Source organism: Kineococcus sp. NPDC059986, from assembly GCF_040702905.1.
GTDB lineage: Bacteria > Actinomycetota > Actinomycetes > Actinomycetales > Kineococcaceae > Kineococcus.
On the sequence record NZ_JBFBND010000002.1, the window covers coordinates 164,935 to 178,492 of the forward strand.

At 73.7% G+C, this 13,558-nt stretch carries 17 protein-coding genes and 1 tRNA gene; 8 read left to right on the forward strand and 10 right to left on the reverse strand.

Features of this window, described 5'->3' with window-relative positions:
• Positions 1-96 precede the first annotated feature (96 nt).
• From AB0637_RS02800 to AB0637_RS02815, 4 genes are all read right to left on the reverse strand, one after another.
• A complete protein-coding gene (locus AB0637_RS02800) occupies positions 97-348 on the reverse strand; it encodes a Txe/YoeB family addiction module toxin (RefSeq protein ID WP_366169636.1) in 252 nt (83 codons plus the stop codon).
• Entirely contained in the window at positions 345-617 is a 273-nt protein-coding gene (locus AB0637_RS02805) for a type II toxin-antitoxin system prevent-host-death family antitoxin (protein ID WP_366169637.1), read from the reverse strand. Before AB0637_RS02805 ends, AB0637_RS02800 begins: the two co-directional genes overlap by 4 nt.
• 161 nt (positions 618-778) lie before the next feature.
• Positions 779-852: transfer RNA gene (locus AB0637_RS02810), tRNA-Pro, on the reverse strand.
• Positions 853-928: 76 nt separating this feature from the next.
• Positions 929-1,855, reverse strand: a complete 927-nt coding sequence (locus AB0637_RS02815; RefSeq protein ID WP_366169638.1) for a metallophosphoesterase — start codon at positions 1,853-1,855, stop codon at positions 929-931.
• Positions 1,856-1,914: 59 nt separating this feature from the next.
• Here AB0637_RS02815 and AB0637_RS02820 point away from each other — a divergent pair, with 59 nt between their 5' ends.
• A complete protein-coding gene (locus tag AB0637_RS02820; RefSeq protein ID WP_366169639.1) occupies positions 1,915-2,382 on the forward strand; it encodes a GatB/YqeY domain-containing protein in 468 nt (155 codons plus the stop codon).
• A 13-nt stretch (positions 2,383-2,395) separates the two neighbouring features.
• On the opposite strand, the gene AB0637_RS02825 is transcribed toward AB0637_RS02820, so the two are convergent.
• On the reverse strand, positions 2,396-3,082 hold the full coding sequence (locus AB0637_RS02825) for a GPP34 family phosphoprotein (protein ID WP_366169640.1): 687 nt from the start codon (positions 3,080-3,082) through the stop codon (positions 2,396-2,398).
• A 204-nt stretch (positions 3,083-3,286) separates the two neighbouring features.
• Complete coding sequence (locus AB0637_RS02830) at positions 3,287-5,749, reverse strand: penicillin-binding protein (RefSeq protein WP_366169641.1); 2,463 nt, start codon at positions 5,747-5,749, stop codon at positions 3,287-3,289.
• A 307-nt stretch (positions 5,750-6,056) separates the two neighbouring features.
• Here AB0637_RS02830 and AB0637_RS02835 point away from each other — a divergent pair, with 307 nt between their 5' ends.
• Genes AB0637_RS02835 through AB0637_RS02850 form a run of 4 tightly spaced genes read left to right on the forward strand, consistent with a single transcriptional unit; the run spans position 6,057 to position 7,823 of the window.
• Positions 6,057-6,404 (forward strand): WhiB family transcriptional regulator, encoded by a 348-nt coding sequence (locus AB0637_RS02835; RefSeq protein WP_366169642.1) that lies wholly within the window; start codon positions 6,057-6,059, stop codon positions 6,402-6,404.
• Positions 6,405-6,449: 45 nt separating this feature from the next.
• A complete protein-coding gene (locus AB0637_RS02840; RefSeq protein ID WP_366169643.1) occupies positions 6,450-6,605 on the forward strand; it encodes a DUF4177 domain-containing protein in 156 nt (51 codons plus the stop codon).
• The gene (locus AB0637_RS02845) at positions 6,602-7,063 is read left to right on the forward strand and encodes a RidA family protein (protein ID WP_366169644.1); all 462 of its coding nucleotides are present in this window, start codon (positions 6,602-6,604) and stop codon (positions 7,061-7,063) included. The genes AB0637_RS02840 and AB0637_RS02845 overlap by 4 nt, the downstream gene beginning before the upstream one ends.
• Positions 7,050-7,823 carry an MBL fold metallo-hydrolase gene (locus AB0637_RS02850; protein ID WP_366169645.1) on the forward strand — a complete coding sequence of 258 codons (774 nt, stop codon included), beginning with the start codon at positions 7,050-7,052 and terminating at the stop codon, positions 7,821-7,823. The genes AB0637_RS02845 and AB0637_RS02850 overlap by 14 nt, the downstream gene beginning before the upstream one ends.
• Positions 7,824-7,831: 8 nt before the next feature.
• Here the strand turns inward: AB0637_RS02850 and AB0637_RS02855 are convergent, their stop codons facing one another.
• Positions 7,832-8,479, reverse strand: a complete 648-nt coding sequence (locus AB0637_RS02855; protein ID WP_366169753.1) for a Crp/Fnr family transcriptional regulator — start codon at positions 8,477-8,479, stop codon at positions 7,832-7,834.
• A gap of 214 nt (positions 8,480-8,693) precedes the next feature.
• Positions 8,694-9,260: a hypothetical protein gene (locus AB0637_RS02860; protein WP_366169646.1), complete on the reverse strand. Its 567-nt coding sequence runs from the start codon at positions 9,258-9,260 to the stop codon at positions 8,694-8,696.
• Positions 9,261-9,384: 124 nt separating this feature from the next.
• Between AB0637_RS02860 and nth the strand changes: the two genes are divergently transcribed.
• Genes nth through AB0637_RS02875 form a run of 3 tightly spaced genes read left to right on the forward strand, consistent with a single transcriptional unit; the run spans position 9,385 to position 11,947 of the window.
• Positions 9,385-10,092, forward strand: coding sequence for an endonuclease III (gene nth, locus AB0637_RS02865; RefSeq protein ID WP_366169647.1), 708 nt, complete (start codon positions 9,385-9,387; stop codon positions 10,090-10,092).
• A complete protein-coding gene (locus tag AB0637_RS02870; RefSeq protein WP_366169648.1) occupies positions 10,089-10,748 on the forward strand; it encodes a CoA pyrophosphatase in 660 nt (219 codons plus the stop codon). Before nth ends, AB0637_RS02870 begins: the two co-directional genes overlap by 4 nt.
• Positions 10,745-11,947 carry a MarP family serine protease gene (locus AB0637_RS02875; RefSeq protein ID WP_366169649.1) on the forward strand — a complete coding sequence of 401 codons (1,203 nt, stop codon included), beginning with the start codon at positions 10,745-10,747 and terminating at the stop codon, positions 11,945-11,947. Before AB0637_RS02870 ends, AB0637_RS02875 begins: the two co-directional genes overlap by 4 nt.
• Before the next feature lie 161 nt (positions 11,948-12,108).
• Here the strand turns inward: AB0637_RS02875 and AB0637_RS02880 are convergent, their stop codons facing one another.
• Positions 12,109-12,963 carry an alpha/beta hydrolase gene (locus AB0637_RS02880; protein WP_366169650.1) on the reverse strand — a complete coding sequence of 285 codons (855 nt, stop codon included), beginning with the start codon at positions 12,961-12,963 and terminating at the stop codon, positions 12,109-12,111.
• 77 nt (positions 12,964-13,040) lie between these two features.
• On the reverse strand, positions 13,041-13,511 hold the full coding sequence (locus AB0637_RS02885; RefSeq protein WP_366169651.1) for a phage holin family protein: 471 nt from the start codon (positions 13,509-13,511) through the stop codon (positions 13,041-13,043).
• Between the last annotated feature and the right edge of the window lie 47 nt (positions 13,512-13,558).

Consider the following 13,558-nt stretch of genomic DNA (forward strand, 5'->3'; position numbering starts at 1 on the left):
GTTCTCCTGCAGCCTGCGCCAGCGGGGTCGATCACAGCCCCCGACGCCCGAGGGCTTCTCGGCGGGGGCCGGCACGCGGTCACAGGCCTAGCACCGTCAGTAGTGGTACCGCGCCTGATGGACGACCACCGCACCGTCGACCACCTCGTAGACGAGGCGGTGCTCGTCCGTGATCCGCCGCGACCACAGCCCAGCAAGGTCACCGGCGAGTCGTTCTGGCTTCCCGATGCCCTGGCCAGCGTCGCGCCACGACTCCTCGATCATGCGGTTGATCTTCTGCAGCGTCTTCCGGTCGGCGCCCCAACTGCAGTAGTCCTCCCAGCCGTGGGAGGTGAACGCGACCTTCACGCCCCGGCAGGCGGAGTGGAGCCGGGCTCGACGAGGTCACGTGGCCGAGCGCCGCCGCCGCGGGCCTCGGCGAGGCTTTCGCGCAACCGCTCAGCGTTGCGCGGAGACCGCAGCAGGTACACCGTCTCGCGGAGGGACAGGTATTCGTCCTCCGAGACGAGGTAGGCCGTCCCCTTCTTCGAGGTGATCTCGACGGCGGCCTGGTCGTCGTTGACCTGCTCGATGAGCGGGAAGAGACGTGCTCGGGCTTCACTGACGGTGATGGCCATGACCCCTCCATCGGTTCGTGGTACGGGAACATGTACCACTGTACGCGCTCAGCGCACAGCGAGTACTGGCATCCGGCGACCGTCACGCCGTTGGCCCCGCACACGACGAAGGCCCGGCCCCGCTCTCGCGGTTCCGGGCCTCTGCGCTACAACTACGTGGGTCGGGGTGACAGGATTTGAACCTGCGGCCTCTTCGTCCCGAACGAAGCGCGCTACCAAGCTGCGCCACACCCCGATGGCCGCCTCAACGACCTCGACAAGAGTAGCCCACGCGGGACGGTGCTCCGCACCAGTCCCCACCCGGCCGTAGGTCAGCGCACCGGCACGAGCTCCAGCAGCGTCGCCTCGGGGCGGCAGGCGAAGCGGACGGGCGCGTACGGCGACGTCCCGAGCCCGGCGGACACGTGCAGCCACGCGTCGTGGCCGGCGGCGGACCAGCGGGACAGCCCGGACACCTGCTTCCGCGGGATGTCGCAGTTCGTCACCAGCGCCCCGAAGCCCGGCACGCACAACTGCCCGCCGTGGGTGTGACCCGCCAGGATGAGCCCCGCTTCGTCGGCCGTCATGGCGTCGAGGGTGCGGCGGTAGGGGGCGTGGGTGACGCCGATGGTGAGGTCCGCATCGGCGGCGGCCTTGCCCGCGACGTCGTGGTACCGGTCGTAGCGCAGGTGGGGGTCGTCGACGCCGACGAACTCCAGGTCGAGCCCCGCCACCGTCAACCGCGTCCGCACGTTGTCCAGGTCGACCCAGCCGGCGTCGGTGAAGCCCCGCACCAGGTCGTCGGTAGGCAGCCGGGGGATCTCCTCCGGCATCGGGATCTTCGACGGCCCCTTGAGGTAGCGCGCCCAGTTGCGCGGCCGCGGCGCCCAGTAGTCGTTGGAGCCCAGCACGAAGACCCCGGGGCGCTCCAGCAGCCCCGCGTACGTCTCCAGCACGGCCGGGACGGCGTCGAGGGAAGCGAGGTTGTCGCCCGTGGTGACGACGAGGTCGGGGTCGAGGTCGGCGAGCGCCGCCACCCACTCGCGCTTGCGGTGCTGGCGCGGCACGAGGTGCAGGTCGGACAGGTGCAGCACCCGCAGGGGGCGCGCACCGACGGGCAGGACGGGGACGACGGCATGCCGCAGCGCGAACGCCCGCACCTCGTACCCGGCCGCGTACCCCAGGCCCGCACCCGCGGCGAGGGCTCCGAGGCCGACGGTGGCGGCGGTGGCCTTGAGGACTCCGGCAGCGCTGGGCATCCGATCATCCTGCCGCGCGCTCGGAGAAACCCCTCGACGGGGGTGGGAGGATCGCCCCCATGAGCGACACCCTCAAGGACACCCTGCAGAGCGACCTGACGACCGCCATGAAGGCTCGCGACGAGCTGCGGTCGGCCACCCTGCGCATGGTGCTCACCGCGGTCCGCGGCGAGGAGGTCGCCGGGAAGACGGCGCGCACGCTCTCCGACGACGAGGTCGTCACCGTCCTGCAGCGCGAGGCCAAGAAGCGTCGCGAGGCGGCCGAGGCCTACGACGGAGCCGGTCGCGTCGAGCAGGCCGAGCGCGAGCGGGGCGAGCTGGGCGTCATCGACACCTACCTGCCGACGCCGCTGACCGACGAAGAACTCACCGCACTCGTCGACGAGGCCGTCCTCGTCGCGACCGGCGAGGGCCTGACGGGCATGGGCGCGATGGGTGCGGTCATGTCGCAGCTCAAGCCGAAGGTCGCCGGTCGCGCGGACGGCAAGCGCCTCTCGGGCGCGGTGCGGGCCCGCCTCCAGGCCTGACTCAACTCGAGACTCAGCTCGAGGCCGCCCCCGTCGAGGCCGCCGTCGTGCTGGCGACGATCGCGGCGGTGACGGCGGCCTGAGCGGACCGGACGGCCGCCGCGACGGCGCTGCCGGCCCACTGGTCGGCCTCCAGGGCCTTGGCGACGGAGGCGACGCGCGCGTCGAGCTCCTTGCGCGACCAACCGTGCCCCGGGACGAGCTTGCCGACCGCGCCGACGGAGTGGACGAGGGTCACCAGGGACGCCGTCCGCACGGAGACCGGCCGCTCCCCCTGGAGCGCGACGGCGACGGCCCGGACGAGCGGCTCGCGCACCGCCGGGTCGGGCAGGTCCCGCGAGAAGCGCAGGAACCCGCCCGGCTCGTGCCGCACCGCACCGCGGGCGACGAGCCGCGCGCGGACCTCCTGACCGGTCCGCCAGCCGATGGCCCGGGTGACCGCCGCGGTCGCCGCCGTGCGGCGGTCACCGAGACGTTCCAGGGCCCGGTCCAAGACGGTGTCGCCCGTCGGGGACGAGTCGTGCACCTGCACCTTGTCGCCGCCCCACCGGGACGGTTCGGCGACGAGCCGCCCGCGCAGCGCGAGCTCCAGGAGGACGGCCCCGCCGAGCACGGCGCGGAACCGGGTGCTGTCGACCAGCGGCCGACCGCTGTGCGGGTCGAGCAGGACGACGGTCAGGTCGTCGACGAGCGGTGTCACCGGGAACCTCCTCGGTCGGGGGGCTCCAGGCTGGCAGGGGTGGCGTCGGGTCGACGACAGCCGGTCGGTGGACACGGATCCGTCGATCGTCGCGACCTGCACGTCCGCCCCCTCCGCGCTTGTCGGTCCTCCCGGACGTGGAGAGACCCGGTCCCCCTCAAGGGCGGACCGGGCCTCTCCTCACAGGTCAGGAGTTCCGCGGAACTACTGCCCCGTGGGCGCCTGCGGCAGGGACGGCAGCGACGGGAGGTCCGACGGCAGCTGGATCCCCGGAGCGTCAGAGGACGGCGCCGGCGCGGGCTGCGAGGGGCTCGGCGCGGGCGGGGCGCCCGAGCTGCGGGTGATGGTGATCGTCGCGCCGGCCGCGGCGGACCGGGCGCTCTGCGCGGCGACGAGGCCCGCTGGGACGCTGGCCGACTGGACCCGGCCGCTCGCGACCGACACCTGGAAGCCGGCGGCCTGCAGGGCCGCCGTCGCCGAGGAGACGCTGCGGCCGACGACGCTGGGCACCTTGATCTTGCCGTCCACGGTCGTCGTCTTGAGGCCGTCGTTCGTGCCGTCCGTGAACGTGAGCTTCGGCGCGTTGAGGGCGTCGAGCGCGTTGCCGACGGAGTTCGCCCAGATCGGCCCGGGGATCGTCGCGCCGAACACGCGACCCACGCGGCGGCCGTTGATGCGCGCGTAGTTCAGGGACTTGACGCCCTGGTGGTGACCGACCCAGACGGCACCGGCCATCTGAGGCGTGTAGGCGGCGAACCAGATGTTCTGGCTGTCGTTCGTCGTCCCCGTCTTGGACGCGACCTGGCGGCCGTCCATGACGCCCTTGCCGACACCCTGCGCGGTCCCGCTCGTCCAGCCGAGCCGGAGCGCCTCGGTGACGTTGCGCGCGACGTTCTGGTCGAGGACCTGCTTGCAGTCCGCGGACGGGATCTGCAGCGGCTTGCCGTTGGTGTCCTGCACCTCGAGGATCGCGGTCGGCTTGCAGAAGTTCCCCTCGGCCGCGAAGGCCGCGTAGGCCCCCGCGATCTCGAGCGGGTAGACGAGGTTCGTCCCCAGCGTCATCGACGGGTTCTGGTCGAGGTCGAGGTTCTTCTCGCCCGTCAGGAAGTTCTTCGTCGGGGCGGCCTTGTAGACGCCCAGGGACTGGGCCGTGGCCGTGATGTCGCAGATGTCGAGCTGCTTCTCCATCGACATGAACGCCGTGTTCACCGACTGGGCCGTGGCCTGGCGGACGGTCATCGACCCGCCGTTCCCGCCACCCTCAGAGTTGCTGTACGTGTAGCGGCCACCGCGCAGCTTCTGGCCGCAGGCCTTGAAGGCACTGAACGGGTCGTTGCCGGAGCTGGGCGCGGCGACGCTGGAGTCCAGGGACCGGCCCGACTTCAGCCACGTCGCGAGGGTGAACGGCTTGAACGTCGACCCCTGCTGGAACCCGGCGGTGCCGCCCATCGACTGCCCGACGTTGTAGTTCAGCGTCGTGACGCCGATCTGGTCCTCGTCGGGCGAGTACGTGGTGTCCTGCGCCATCGCGAGGATGTTCCCCGTCCCGGGCTCGACGATCGACTCCGCCGAGCGCACGTCCTGGCCGGGGTTCACCCCGTTGTTCACGGCGGTCTGGGCGATGTTCTGCACGACGGGGTTGAGGGTCGTCTTGATCGTCAGCCCACCGCGACGCAGCAGGTTGCGGCGGTCGTCCGGCGTGGCCCCGAAGGCGGGGTCGCTCTCGATGACGTGGACGACGTAGTCGCAGAAGTAGGCCGCGCTGCCGGCCGCGAGGCAGCCCTGCCGGCTGGGGTTCGGGTTCAGGCCCACCGGCGCCGCCACGGCCGCGTCGTGGGCGGCCTGGTCGATCTTGCCGAGCTCGAGCATCCGGTTGAGGACGATGTTGCGCCGCTTCACCGAGGCGTCGGGGTACTTGACCGGGTTGTACGCGGCCGGGTTCTGCACCATCCCGGCGAGCAGCGCCGCCTGGGGCAGGGTGAGGTTGGCAGCGGAGGTGGAGAAGTAGTACTGCGCCGCGGCCTCGATGCCGTAGACGTTGTTCTGGAAGTACGACACGTTGAGGTAGCCGGCGAGGATGTCGTTCTTCGACATCTCCTTCTCGACCCCGATGGCGAGCTTCATCTCGCGCAGCTTGCGGGCGTAGCCGTCGACCCCCTCGGCCTCGACGGCGGCCGCCGCCGCCTGGGAGTTGCCCTGCTGGACGGCCTGCTGGACGAGGACGTTCTTGACGAACTGCTGCGTCAGCGTCGAGGCGCCCTGGGTGCTGCCGCCGCCGGCGTTGGAGACGAGCGCGCGGACGATGCCCTTCACGTCCACGGCGCCGTGGCTGTAGAACCGGTCGTCCTCGATGGAGACGATCGCGTCCCGCATGACGGGGGCGATCTGGTCGTAGGAGATCACCGAGCGGTTCTGGTCGTAGACCTTGGCCATCGGCGTGCCGTCGGCGTAGGTGATCGTCGACGCCTCGGACAGCGTCTTGTCGCCCAGGTCCGCGGGGAGCTCGTTGAAGATGTCGACGCCCTCGCTCGTCAGGCTCCCCGTCGCGGCGACGGCGGGGACGACGAGCCCGGCGCTGAGCACGCCACCGGCCGCGCTGACCGCGGCGAACGCGGCGAGCAGGCGGAAGACCGGGCGCCGGGTGTGCTGGGTGGAGCGAGGGGCCATGCGGCCAGGGTAAGCGGAGTCCGCCGGGGCCCGGGAGCGTCCACACGTCCTCCGCGGCTTGCACGCAGGATCGTGACCGCGCCGCGACCCACGCTCGGCTCCGCCACCCGGAGGAGGGGGGACTAGCCCGAAGTGACTACGCCAGTTCCTCACAAGAGGCTCTAGGAGTGGCCGCGAGGCCGACCATACGCTGCGGGTGTGCCCACTCGTGGGCACTCACGGAGATTCACAGGGATCGTTCCGAACCGGGGGGAACCGGGGCCACCAGGCTCCAGGCCGGCGAGGACGCTGACGGGAGGGGCCGTCGATGGCTTGGACGTTGGAATGGGCGAGTCGTGGGGCGTGCAAGGCGACCACGGCGGACGACCTGTTCGTGCAGGGCTCGGCGCAGAACCGCGCGAAGCAGATCTGCGGCGGGTGCCCCGTGCGCACCGAGTGCCTCGCGGACGCGCTGGACAGCCGGATCGAGTTCGGCGTCTGGGGCGGCATGACCGAGCGCGAGCGGCGGGCGCTGCTCAAGCGCCGGCCGAACGTGCAGTCCTGGCGCCGCCTGCTGGAGACCGCCCGCGACGCCGCGCTCAGCGCCGCCGCCGGTGAGGTCACCGGCTCGGGCACGACGGCACCGGAGCAGGCCGAGGTCGCGGCCGTCGTCTGACGGCGCCCCTGGGTCGTGTCGTGGGCGGCCACTACGGTGGCCGCCATGACCACCTGGGAGTACGCCACCGTCCCGCTGATCGTCCACGCGACGAAGCAGATCCTCGACCAGTGGGGCAGTGACGGCTGGGAACTCGTCCAAGTCGTCACCGGCCCCGACGGCAACGGCCTCGTCGCCTACCTCAAGCGGCCCAAGCCGTGAGCGCCTCGCAGCGCCTCGCCGAGCTGGGGCTGACGCTGCCGGAGGTGGCCGCCCCGGTGGCCTCCTACGTCCCGGCGACGCGTGACGGCGACCTCGTCCTGACGTCCGGCCAGCTGCCGTTCGTCGACGGGAAGCTCGCCGTCACGGGCAAGGTCGGCGCCGACGTCGACCCGGAGACCGCGCAGCAGCTCGCCGCGACGTGCGCCCTCAACGCCATCGCGGCCGCCGCGAGCGTCGCGGGCGGGGTCGACGCCATCGAGCGCGTCGTCAAGGTCGTCGGCTTCGTCGCCAGCGACCCGTCCTTCACGGGCCAGCCCGCCGTCGTCAACGGCGCCTCCAACCTCCTGCGCGACGTCTTCGGCGACGCCGGCCAGCACGCGCGCAGCGCCGTCGGGGTGGCGGTCCTGCCGCTGGACTCCCCCGTCGAGGTCGAGATCACGGTGCGTGTCCGCTCCTGACCCCGTGCCGTCCCGGTGGACGGGTGGCCCGGTCACCGACCGGGCCACCTGCGTCCTGGAGGACAACGCCGGCCCGATGACCCTGGACGGCACGAACACCTGGGTGCTGTCCGCGCCCGGGTCGGACGAGGCCGTAGTCGTCGACCCCGGCGAGGACGACCCCGCGCACCGGGCCGCGATCGCTGCCGTCCTGGCGGGGCGCCGGGTGGTGCTGGTCGTCGGCACGCACCGGCACCACGACCACGTCGGCGGGCTCGACGCGTTCCTCGCCGAGCACCCCGGCCCCGTGGTCCGGTCGGCGGGCGAGCACGAGGTCGCCGGACTGCGCCTGGAGGTCCTGGCCACCCCCGGCCACACGTCGGACTCCGTCTGCGTGCTCCTGGACTCCGGGGAGCTCCTCACGGGTGACACGCTGCTCGGCCGGGGCAGCACCGTCATCGCCACGGGCCACCAGCAGGGCGTCGAGCAGGGCGGTTCCCTCGCCGACCACCTCCGGTCCCTGGACCTCCTGCTGTCCCTCGACGCTTCGGTGGTCCTGCCCGGGCACGGCCCGGTGCTGCGCGACCCGCGGACGGCCCTCACGGCGCAGCGCGCGCACCGGCTGGCGCGCCTCGAGCAGGTGCGGGCCGCCCTCGCGGCCGGGCACCGGGGCGTCGACGAAGTCGTCACCGCCGTCCACGGCGAGCTCGAGGGGAACCTGAAGTGGGCTGCGGCGCAGTCGATCAGGGCCCAGCTGGACTTCCTCGCCCAGCACCCCTGACGGCCGGCTCAACGGGCGCGCTTGGCCAGCCGCTCGACGTCGTGCAGGACGACGGCCCGCGCCTCCAGGCGCAACCAGCCGCGGGAGGCGAAGTCGGCCAGGGCCTTGTTCACCGTCTCGCGGGAGGCGCCGACCAGCTGGGCCAGCTCCTCCTGCGTGAGGTCGTGCGCGACGAGCAGGCCGTCGGCGATGGGGCGGCCGAACCGGCGCGACAGGTCGAGGAGGGCCTTGGCCACGCGACCGGGCACGTCGGTGAAGACGAGGTCGGCCAGGGCCACGTTCGTGCGCCGCAACCGCTGGGCCAGGGCCCGCAGCAGGTGGCGCGCGACCTCCGGGCGGCGGGCGAGCCAGCGCAGCATGTCGTCGTGGCCGAGGGCGATGAGCTCGGACTCGGAGACCGCGCGGGCCGAGCTGGTGCGCGGTCCGGGGTCGAAGAGGGACAGCTCGCCGAACATCTCCCCCGGCCCGAGGACCGCGAGGAGGTTCTCCCGCCCGTCCGGCCAACTGCGGACGAGCTTGATCTTGCCGGTGCGGACGACGTAGACGCGGTCTCCCGCCTCCCCCTCGCCGAAGAGCTGCTGACCCCGGTCGACGTGGACGGACTCCATCGACTCCAGCAGCTCACCGGCGGCCTCGTCGTCGAGGGCGGCGAACAACGGCGCGCGACGGACGACGTCCCCGAGGCGGTCACCGGAGCGGTCGGTGCCACGCTCGAGGGCACGGTCGACGTCCGTCCCGCGCTCGACCTCGTGCTCCACCGACGACCTCCCGTGACGCGTCCTGCAGTCCAGTGACGCGCGTCACTGGGGACACGCGCGGTGGACAGTCTGCCCCACGCGGCCCGGATGCGACCGTCGAGCCCGTCCCCCGTCAGGGGGCCGTGGGTCGGAACAGCGTGCGGCAGCGCTCGGCCAGCACGTCCGTGGCGACGGCCAGCTCGGCGAGGAGGGCGTTCTCGTACTCGGTCAACCTGATCTGGGCGTCGGCCAGCTCGTGCAGCTGCTCGGGCAGTCCCCCACCGCGGATCGGACGGTCGAGCAGCAGCAGGCCGCGCAGACCCTGGCCCGGGTCGAGGGCGTCCTCGACGGGGTCGAGGTGGTGCTCCAGCGGCCCGCCGTGGGTGGCCGCCTCGACGGGGACGTGCAGCTCCTCCGGTCCGCAGGCCGTCGCGACGAGCAGGTCCCGGCGCGCCCGCACGAGGCGGTACCAGTGCTGGACCCGCCGGACCTCCTCCTGCAGCAGCCCCCGTCGACGGCGCAACGCGGGCAGCGGGAGCTCGGCCAGCTCGACGCGGACCCCCTGCCGGCAGCTCAGCTCGTCCGCCGCCGCGAGCACACACGACAGGACGGGCTCCAGCCGGCTCTCGAGGACGGCCTCCAGGACGTCCCGGGACGGGACGGGAGGGAGCTCGGTGGGGTCGGAGTCGCGCGGTGCCATGACAGCCGTGTCGTCGCAGGTCCGGGACCGCTTGACGGACCTTCACCCTCCCGGTGGTGTGCCGTCACCCGTCGGGAGTCCCCGGTCACGGCGCAGCCCGCGGACCGCCCGTAGTCTCGCCACGGTGAGCACGCAGGTGGAGACGCAGCTGGCCCGCACCCGCCGGGCCCGGCGCGTCCACCGGCTCCTCGCCGACCGCTACCCCGACGCGCACTGCGAGCTCGACTTCACGACGCCCTTCGAGCTGCTCGTGGCGACCGTCCTGTCCGCCCAGTGCACCGACGCGCGCGTCAACCAGGTCACGCCCGCGCTCTTCGCGCGCTTCCCGACGGCGACCGCCCTGGCCGGCGCGGACCGCGACGAGCTCGAGCGGTTGATCCAGCCGACGGGGTTCTTCCGGGCCAAGGCCGACAACCTCCTCAAGCTCGCCGCGCAGCTCGTGGCCGAGCACGACGGGCTCGTCCCGCCGCGTCAGCGGGACCTCGTCCGGCTCGCCGGGGTGGGGCGCAAGACGGCCAACGTCGTGCTGGGGGACGCGTTCGGGGTGCCCGGGCTGACCGTCGACACCCACGTGGGACGGCTGTCGAGGCGGCTGCGGTTCACGACCCACGAGGACCCGGTGAAGGTCGAGGCGGACCTGGCCGAGCTCATCCAGCGCAAGGACTGGACGATGTTCAACCACCGGATGATCTTCCACGGCCGGCGCACGTGCCACAGCCGTCGCCCGGCCTGTGGGGCGTGCCCGGTGCTGCGGCTGTGCCCCTCGGCCGGCATCGGGGAGATGGACCCCGTCAAGGCCGCGGCCCTCGTCAAGCAGCCGGCGCTCGCGTGAGCGCACCGCTGCCGGACTGGCTGGTCCCCCTCGCCGCCCGCCTCCCGGACGTCACGACCGTGGAACTGCACTGGCGCGAGGACCGGGGGCTGGCCGGGAACTCCACCCCGGCGGCCGTCCTCGTGCTCCTCGGGGACGGCGCGGGTGGACCGGAGGTCCTGCTCACCGAACGCGCCGGCACGCTGCGCCAGCACTCCGGCCAGGTCGCCTTCCCCGGCGGCCGCGCCGACCCCGGGGACGCGGACGCGGCCGCCACTGCCCTGCGCGAGGCGGTCGAGGAGACCGGGCTCGACCCGGCCGGCGTCGACGTCCTCGGGGACCTGCCCCCGCTGGGCCTGGCCCACTCCGGGCACCGCGTCACGCCCGTCGTCGCGCACTGGCGGCAGCGCGGCCCCGTCGGCGTCGTCGACCCGTCGGAGGTGGCGCGGGTCGAGAGCATCCCGCTGGCCGAGCTGTTCGCCGCCGAACGACGCCTGCGCGGACCCGGCGGCTACACCGGCCCGGCCTTCGCCGTCCGCGGCCTGCTCGTGTGGGGGTTCACCGCGGAGGTGCTCGTGCGGGTCCTCGCCCTCGGCGGTCTGCGTCCCCCGTCACCGGTGGACCCCGCCACGATCACGCTCGACGAGGCGCTGCGGTGGGCGGGGGCGAGCGCGTGACCAGCTCGACCGTCCTCGACCTCGTCCTGCTCCTGCTGCTGCTCGCGCAGGTCGTCGCCGGCTACCGCGAGGGGTTCGTCGTCGGCGTCGCGAACCTCGTCGGACTCGTCGGGGGTGCCGCGATCGGCGTCGCCGTGCTGCCGCGCGTCGTCACCGGCTGGGACACCGGACTGCAGCGCACGCTCGCCGTGGTGCTGGGGACGGTCGCGCTCGCGGTCGTCGGGCGGGTCGTGCTGGGACTCGTCGCGTCACGCCTGCGTTCGGTCGTCCGCTGGAAGCCCGCGCGCCTGCTCGACGCGCTGCTCGGGGCGGTCGCGGCGGCCGTCGCGACCCTGCTCGTCGTCTGGGTCGTCGCCGGGGCCGCCCGGCAGGCCCCGATCCCCTCGGTGGTGCAGGCCGTGACGGGTTCGCGCGTCGTGGCCGCCGCCGACCGGGCCGTGCCGCCCGTGGCCGACGACCTGCTCACCCGGTTCTGGTCCGCGGCGCAGGCCAGCGGCTTCCCACGCGTCTTCACGGGGCTCGACCCCGAACCCATCGCGCCCGCCGAAGCGCCCGCCGGTCAGGCGCCGCAGGCCCTGCAGGAACCACTGCCGGCCGTCGTGAAGATCACCGGAGTCGCCGAGAGCTGCCAGCGCGGGCTGGAGGGCAGCGGGTTCGTCGCCGCCCGCCTCGGCGACGACGCCCGGGTCGTGACGAACGCGCACGTCGTCGCGGGGGTCACCGAACCGCTCGTGCAGCCGGGCGGGTCCTCCCGTCGGTACCGGGCCACCGTCGTCGCCTTCGACGCGGGCCGCGACCTCGCCGTCCTCGACGTGCCGGGCCTCGACGTCGCCCCCCTGCCGAGGACGGACGAGCTGGCCGCGGGGGACGCGGCCGTCGTCGCCGGGTACCCCCTCGACGGCCCGTACCGCGCCGAACCGGCCCGGATCCGGCAGGTCCTGCAGGCGCAGGGCCGCGACATCTTCGACACGACCGACGTGCTGCGCGAGGTCTACTCCCTCTACGCGACCGTGCAGCCCGGGAACTCCGGCGGGCCGCTGCTCACCGAGGACGGCCGCGTCGCCGGGGTCGTGTTCGCCAAGTCCCTCGACGACGCGCAGACCGGGTACGCGCTCACGCCGAAGGAGCTGGACGCCGTGCTGGCGCAGGCGGGGTCGCGCACCGCCGCCGTGGGGACCGGGGGCTGCGCGCGGGAGTGACCGCCCGCCATGGTGGGCTCGTTGACGCATCCGGCTCATTGGTCGAGCCGGGAGCGTCAGCGAGCTCACCTCGAGGTCGCCGACCCGACGGGGTCGTAGCGTCGACGGGCTCACCAGTTGAGCCGGATGCGTCAACGAGCCCACCGCCGGTGGCGCGGGCGTCACCAGCGGGCGAGCCACCCGGCGAGCAGGGTGGCCAGGCGCGCGGGGGCCTCCTCGGGCACGTAGTGGCCGACGCCGGGCACCTCCTCGATGCGGTGGGGGCCGCGGGCGAAGCGGGCGCCGGCCTCGAGCGTCGCGCGGGACACCGTGGGGTCGAGCCCACCGCGCACCTGCAGGACGGGCACGTCGACACCGTCGCGCAGGGCGGCGGCGAAGCGGCGGCCGTCGGCGCGCACGGACGAGCGGGCGATCCAGCGGTGGTACTCCAGCGCCGAGTGCGCGACGAACGGCACGCGGACGGCCTCGCGGTAGCGGGCGACGTCCTCCTCGCCCGGCCAGCCGGGGCCGGACCGCTCCCGCAGCACGCGGGCGACGCCGTCGCCGTGGACGAGGGAGCGTTCGGGCAGCGCGGGCAGCTGCCGGGCCAGGGCGGTGCGGGTGGTGGTCAGGCCGGTGCGCTCACCGAGGCGGTCGCGCAGCACGTGCCGGGTCAGGAGGGGGTGGCCGGCGCCGACGGCGACGACACCGCGGACCTGGTCGGGGTGCAGGGAGGGCAGCGCCCAGGCGGTGCGACCGCCGATCCCGAGGCCCACGACGACGGCGTCGCGTTCCCCGAGGGCCCGGACGACGGCGGCCACGTCGGCCGCCGACGTCGGGGTGTCGTACCCGCGCGGCGGCTTGTCGGAGGCCCCGTAGCCGCGCAGGTCCATCGCGACGGTGCGGTAGCCGGCCGCGGCGAGCGCGACCAGCTGGGCCCGCCAGGCCCACCAGAACTGCGGGAAGTCGTGCAGCAGCAGGACGAGCGGCCCGTCACCGAGTTCGGCGACGTGGAAGCGCGCCCCGTGGGCCGCCACGAGGCGGTGCCGCCACGGACCCTCGACCAGGACGGCCGAGACGTCGGTGGCGGCCGCTCGCGTGGCGGGCCGGTCGCTCAGTGCCCGATGCCGCGGGCGCTCGAGGAGCCGGTGATCGTCTTGGAGACGGGCTTGCCGGTCGCCGCGGCCTTGATGGCGGCGATGCTCTCCTTCGACGTGCGGATGGTGCGCTCGGGCGGGCCGACCTTCTTGATGCGGCCGAAGCCGATGCCCGCGGCGATGCCGGCGACGACGAGCATCGCGGCGGCCACGACGAGGAAGCTCAGCCACACGTCCCAGCCGGCGCCCTCGTGCAGCGCGAAGGCGACGGTGATGCCGAGGAAGACGAAGGCGACGAACCCGAAGAGGCCGGCGACGGCGAACAGGGCGCCACCGAAGGCGCCGTTCTTCACGTCGGTCGTGATCTCGGCCTTCGCGAGGGCGATCTCGTACCGGACGAGCTCGGTCATGTCCTTCGTCGCGTCGGCGACGAGCTGACCGATCGTGCGCTCGGGTGCGCCGACACCGCGGTCGTTCAGGGTGGTCATCGAGATCCTCCTAGGCCCGGTCGCGCTACCCGCGCGGGAGACGGGGC

Coding starts and splice junctions, on each gene's coding strand:
- AB0637_RS02805 (WP_366169637.1), bottom strand. CDS start 617: ATGGCCATCACCGTCAGTGAAGCCCGAGCACGTCTCTTCCCGCTCATC.
- AB0637_RS02815 (WP_366169638.1), bottom strand. CDS start 1,855: ATGCCCAGCGCTGCCGGAGTCCTCAAGGCCACCGCCGCCACCGTCGGC.
- AB0637_RS02820 (WP_366169639.1), top strand. CDS start 1,915: ATGAGCGACACCCTCAAGGACACCCTGCAGAGCGACCTGACGACCGCC.
- AB0637_RS02830 (WP_366169641.1), bottom strand. CDS start 5,749: ATGGCCCCTCGCTCCACCCAGCACACCCGGCGCCCGGTCTTCCGCCTG.
- AB0637_RS02835 (WP_366169642.1), top strand. CDS start 6,057: ATGGCTTGGACGTTGGAATGGGCGAGTCGTGGGGCGTGCAAGGCGACC.
- AB0637_RS02840 (WP_366169643.1), top strand. CDS start 6,450: ATGACCACCTGGGAGTACGCCACCGTCCCGCTGATCGTCCACGCGACG.
- AB0637_RS02860 (WP_366169646.1), bottom strand. CDS start 9,260: ATGGCACCGCGCGACTCCGACCCCACCGAGCTCCCTCCCGTCCCGTCC.
- AB0637_RS02885 (WP_366169651.1), bottom strand. CDS start 13,511: ATGACCACCCTGAACGACCGCGGTGTCGGCGCACCCGAGCGCACGATC.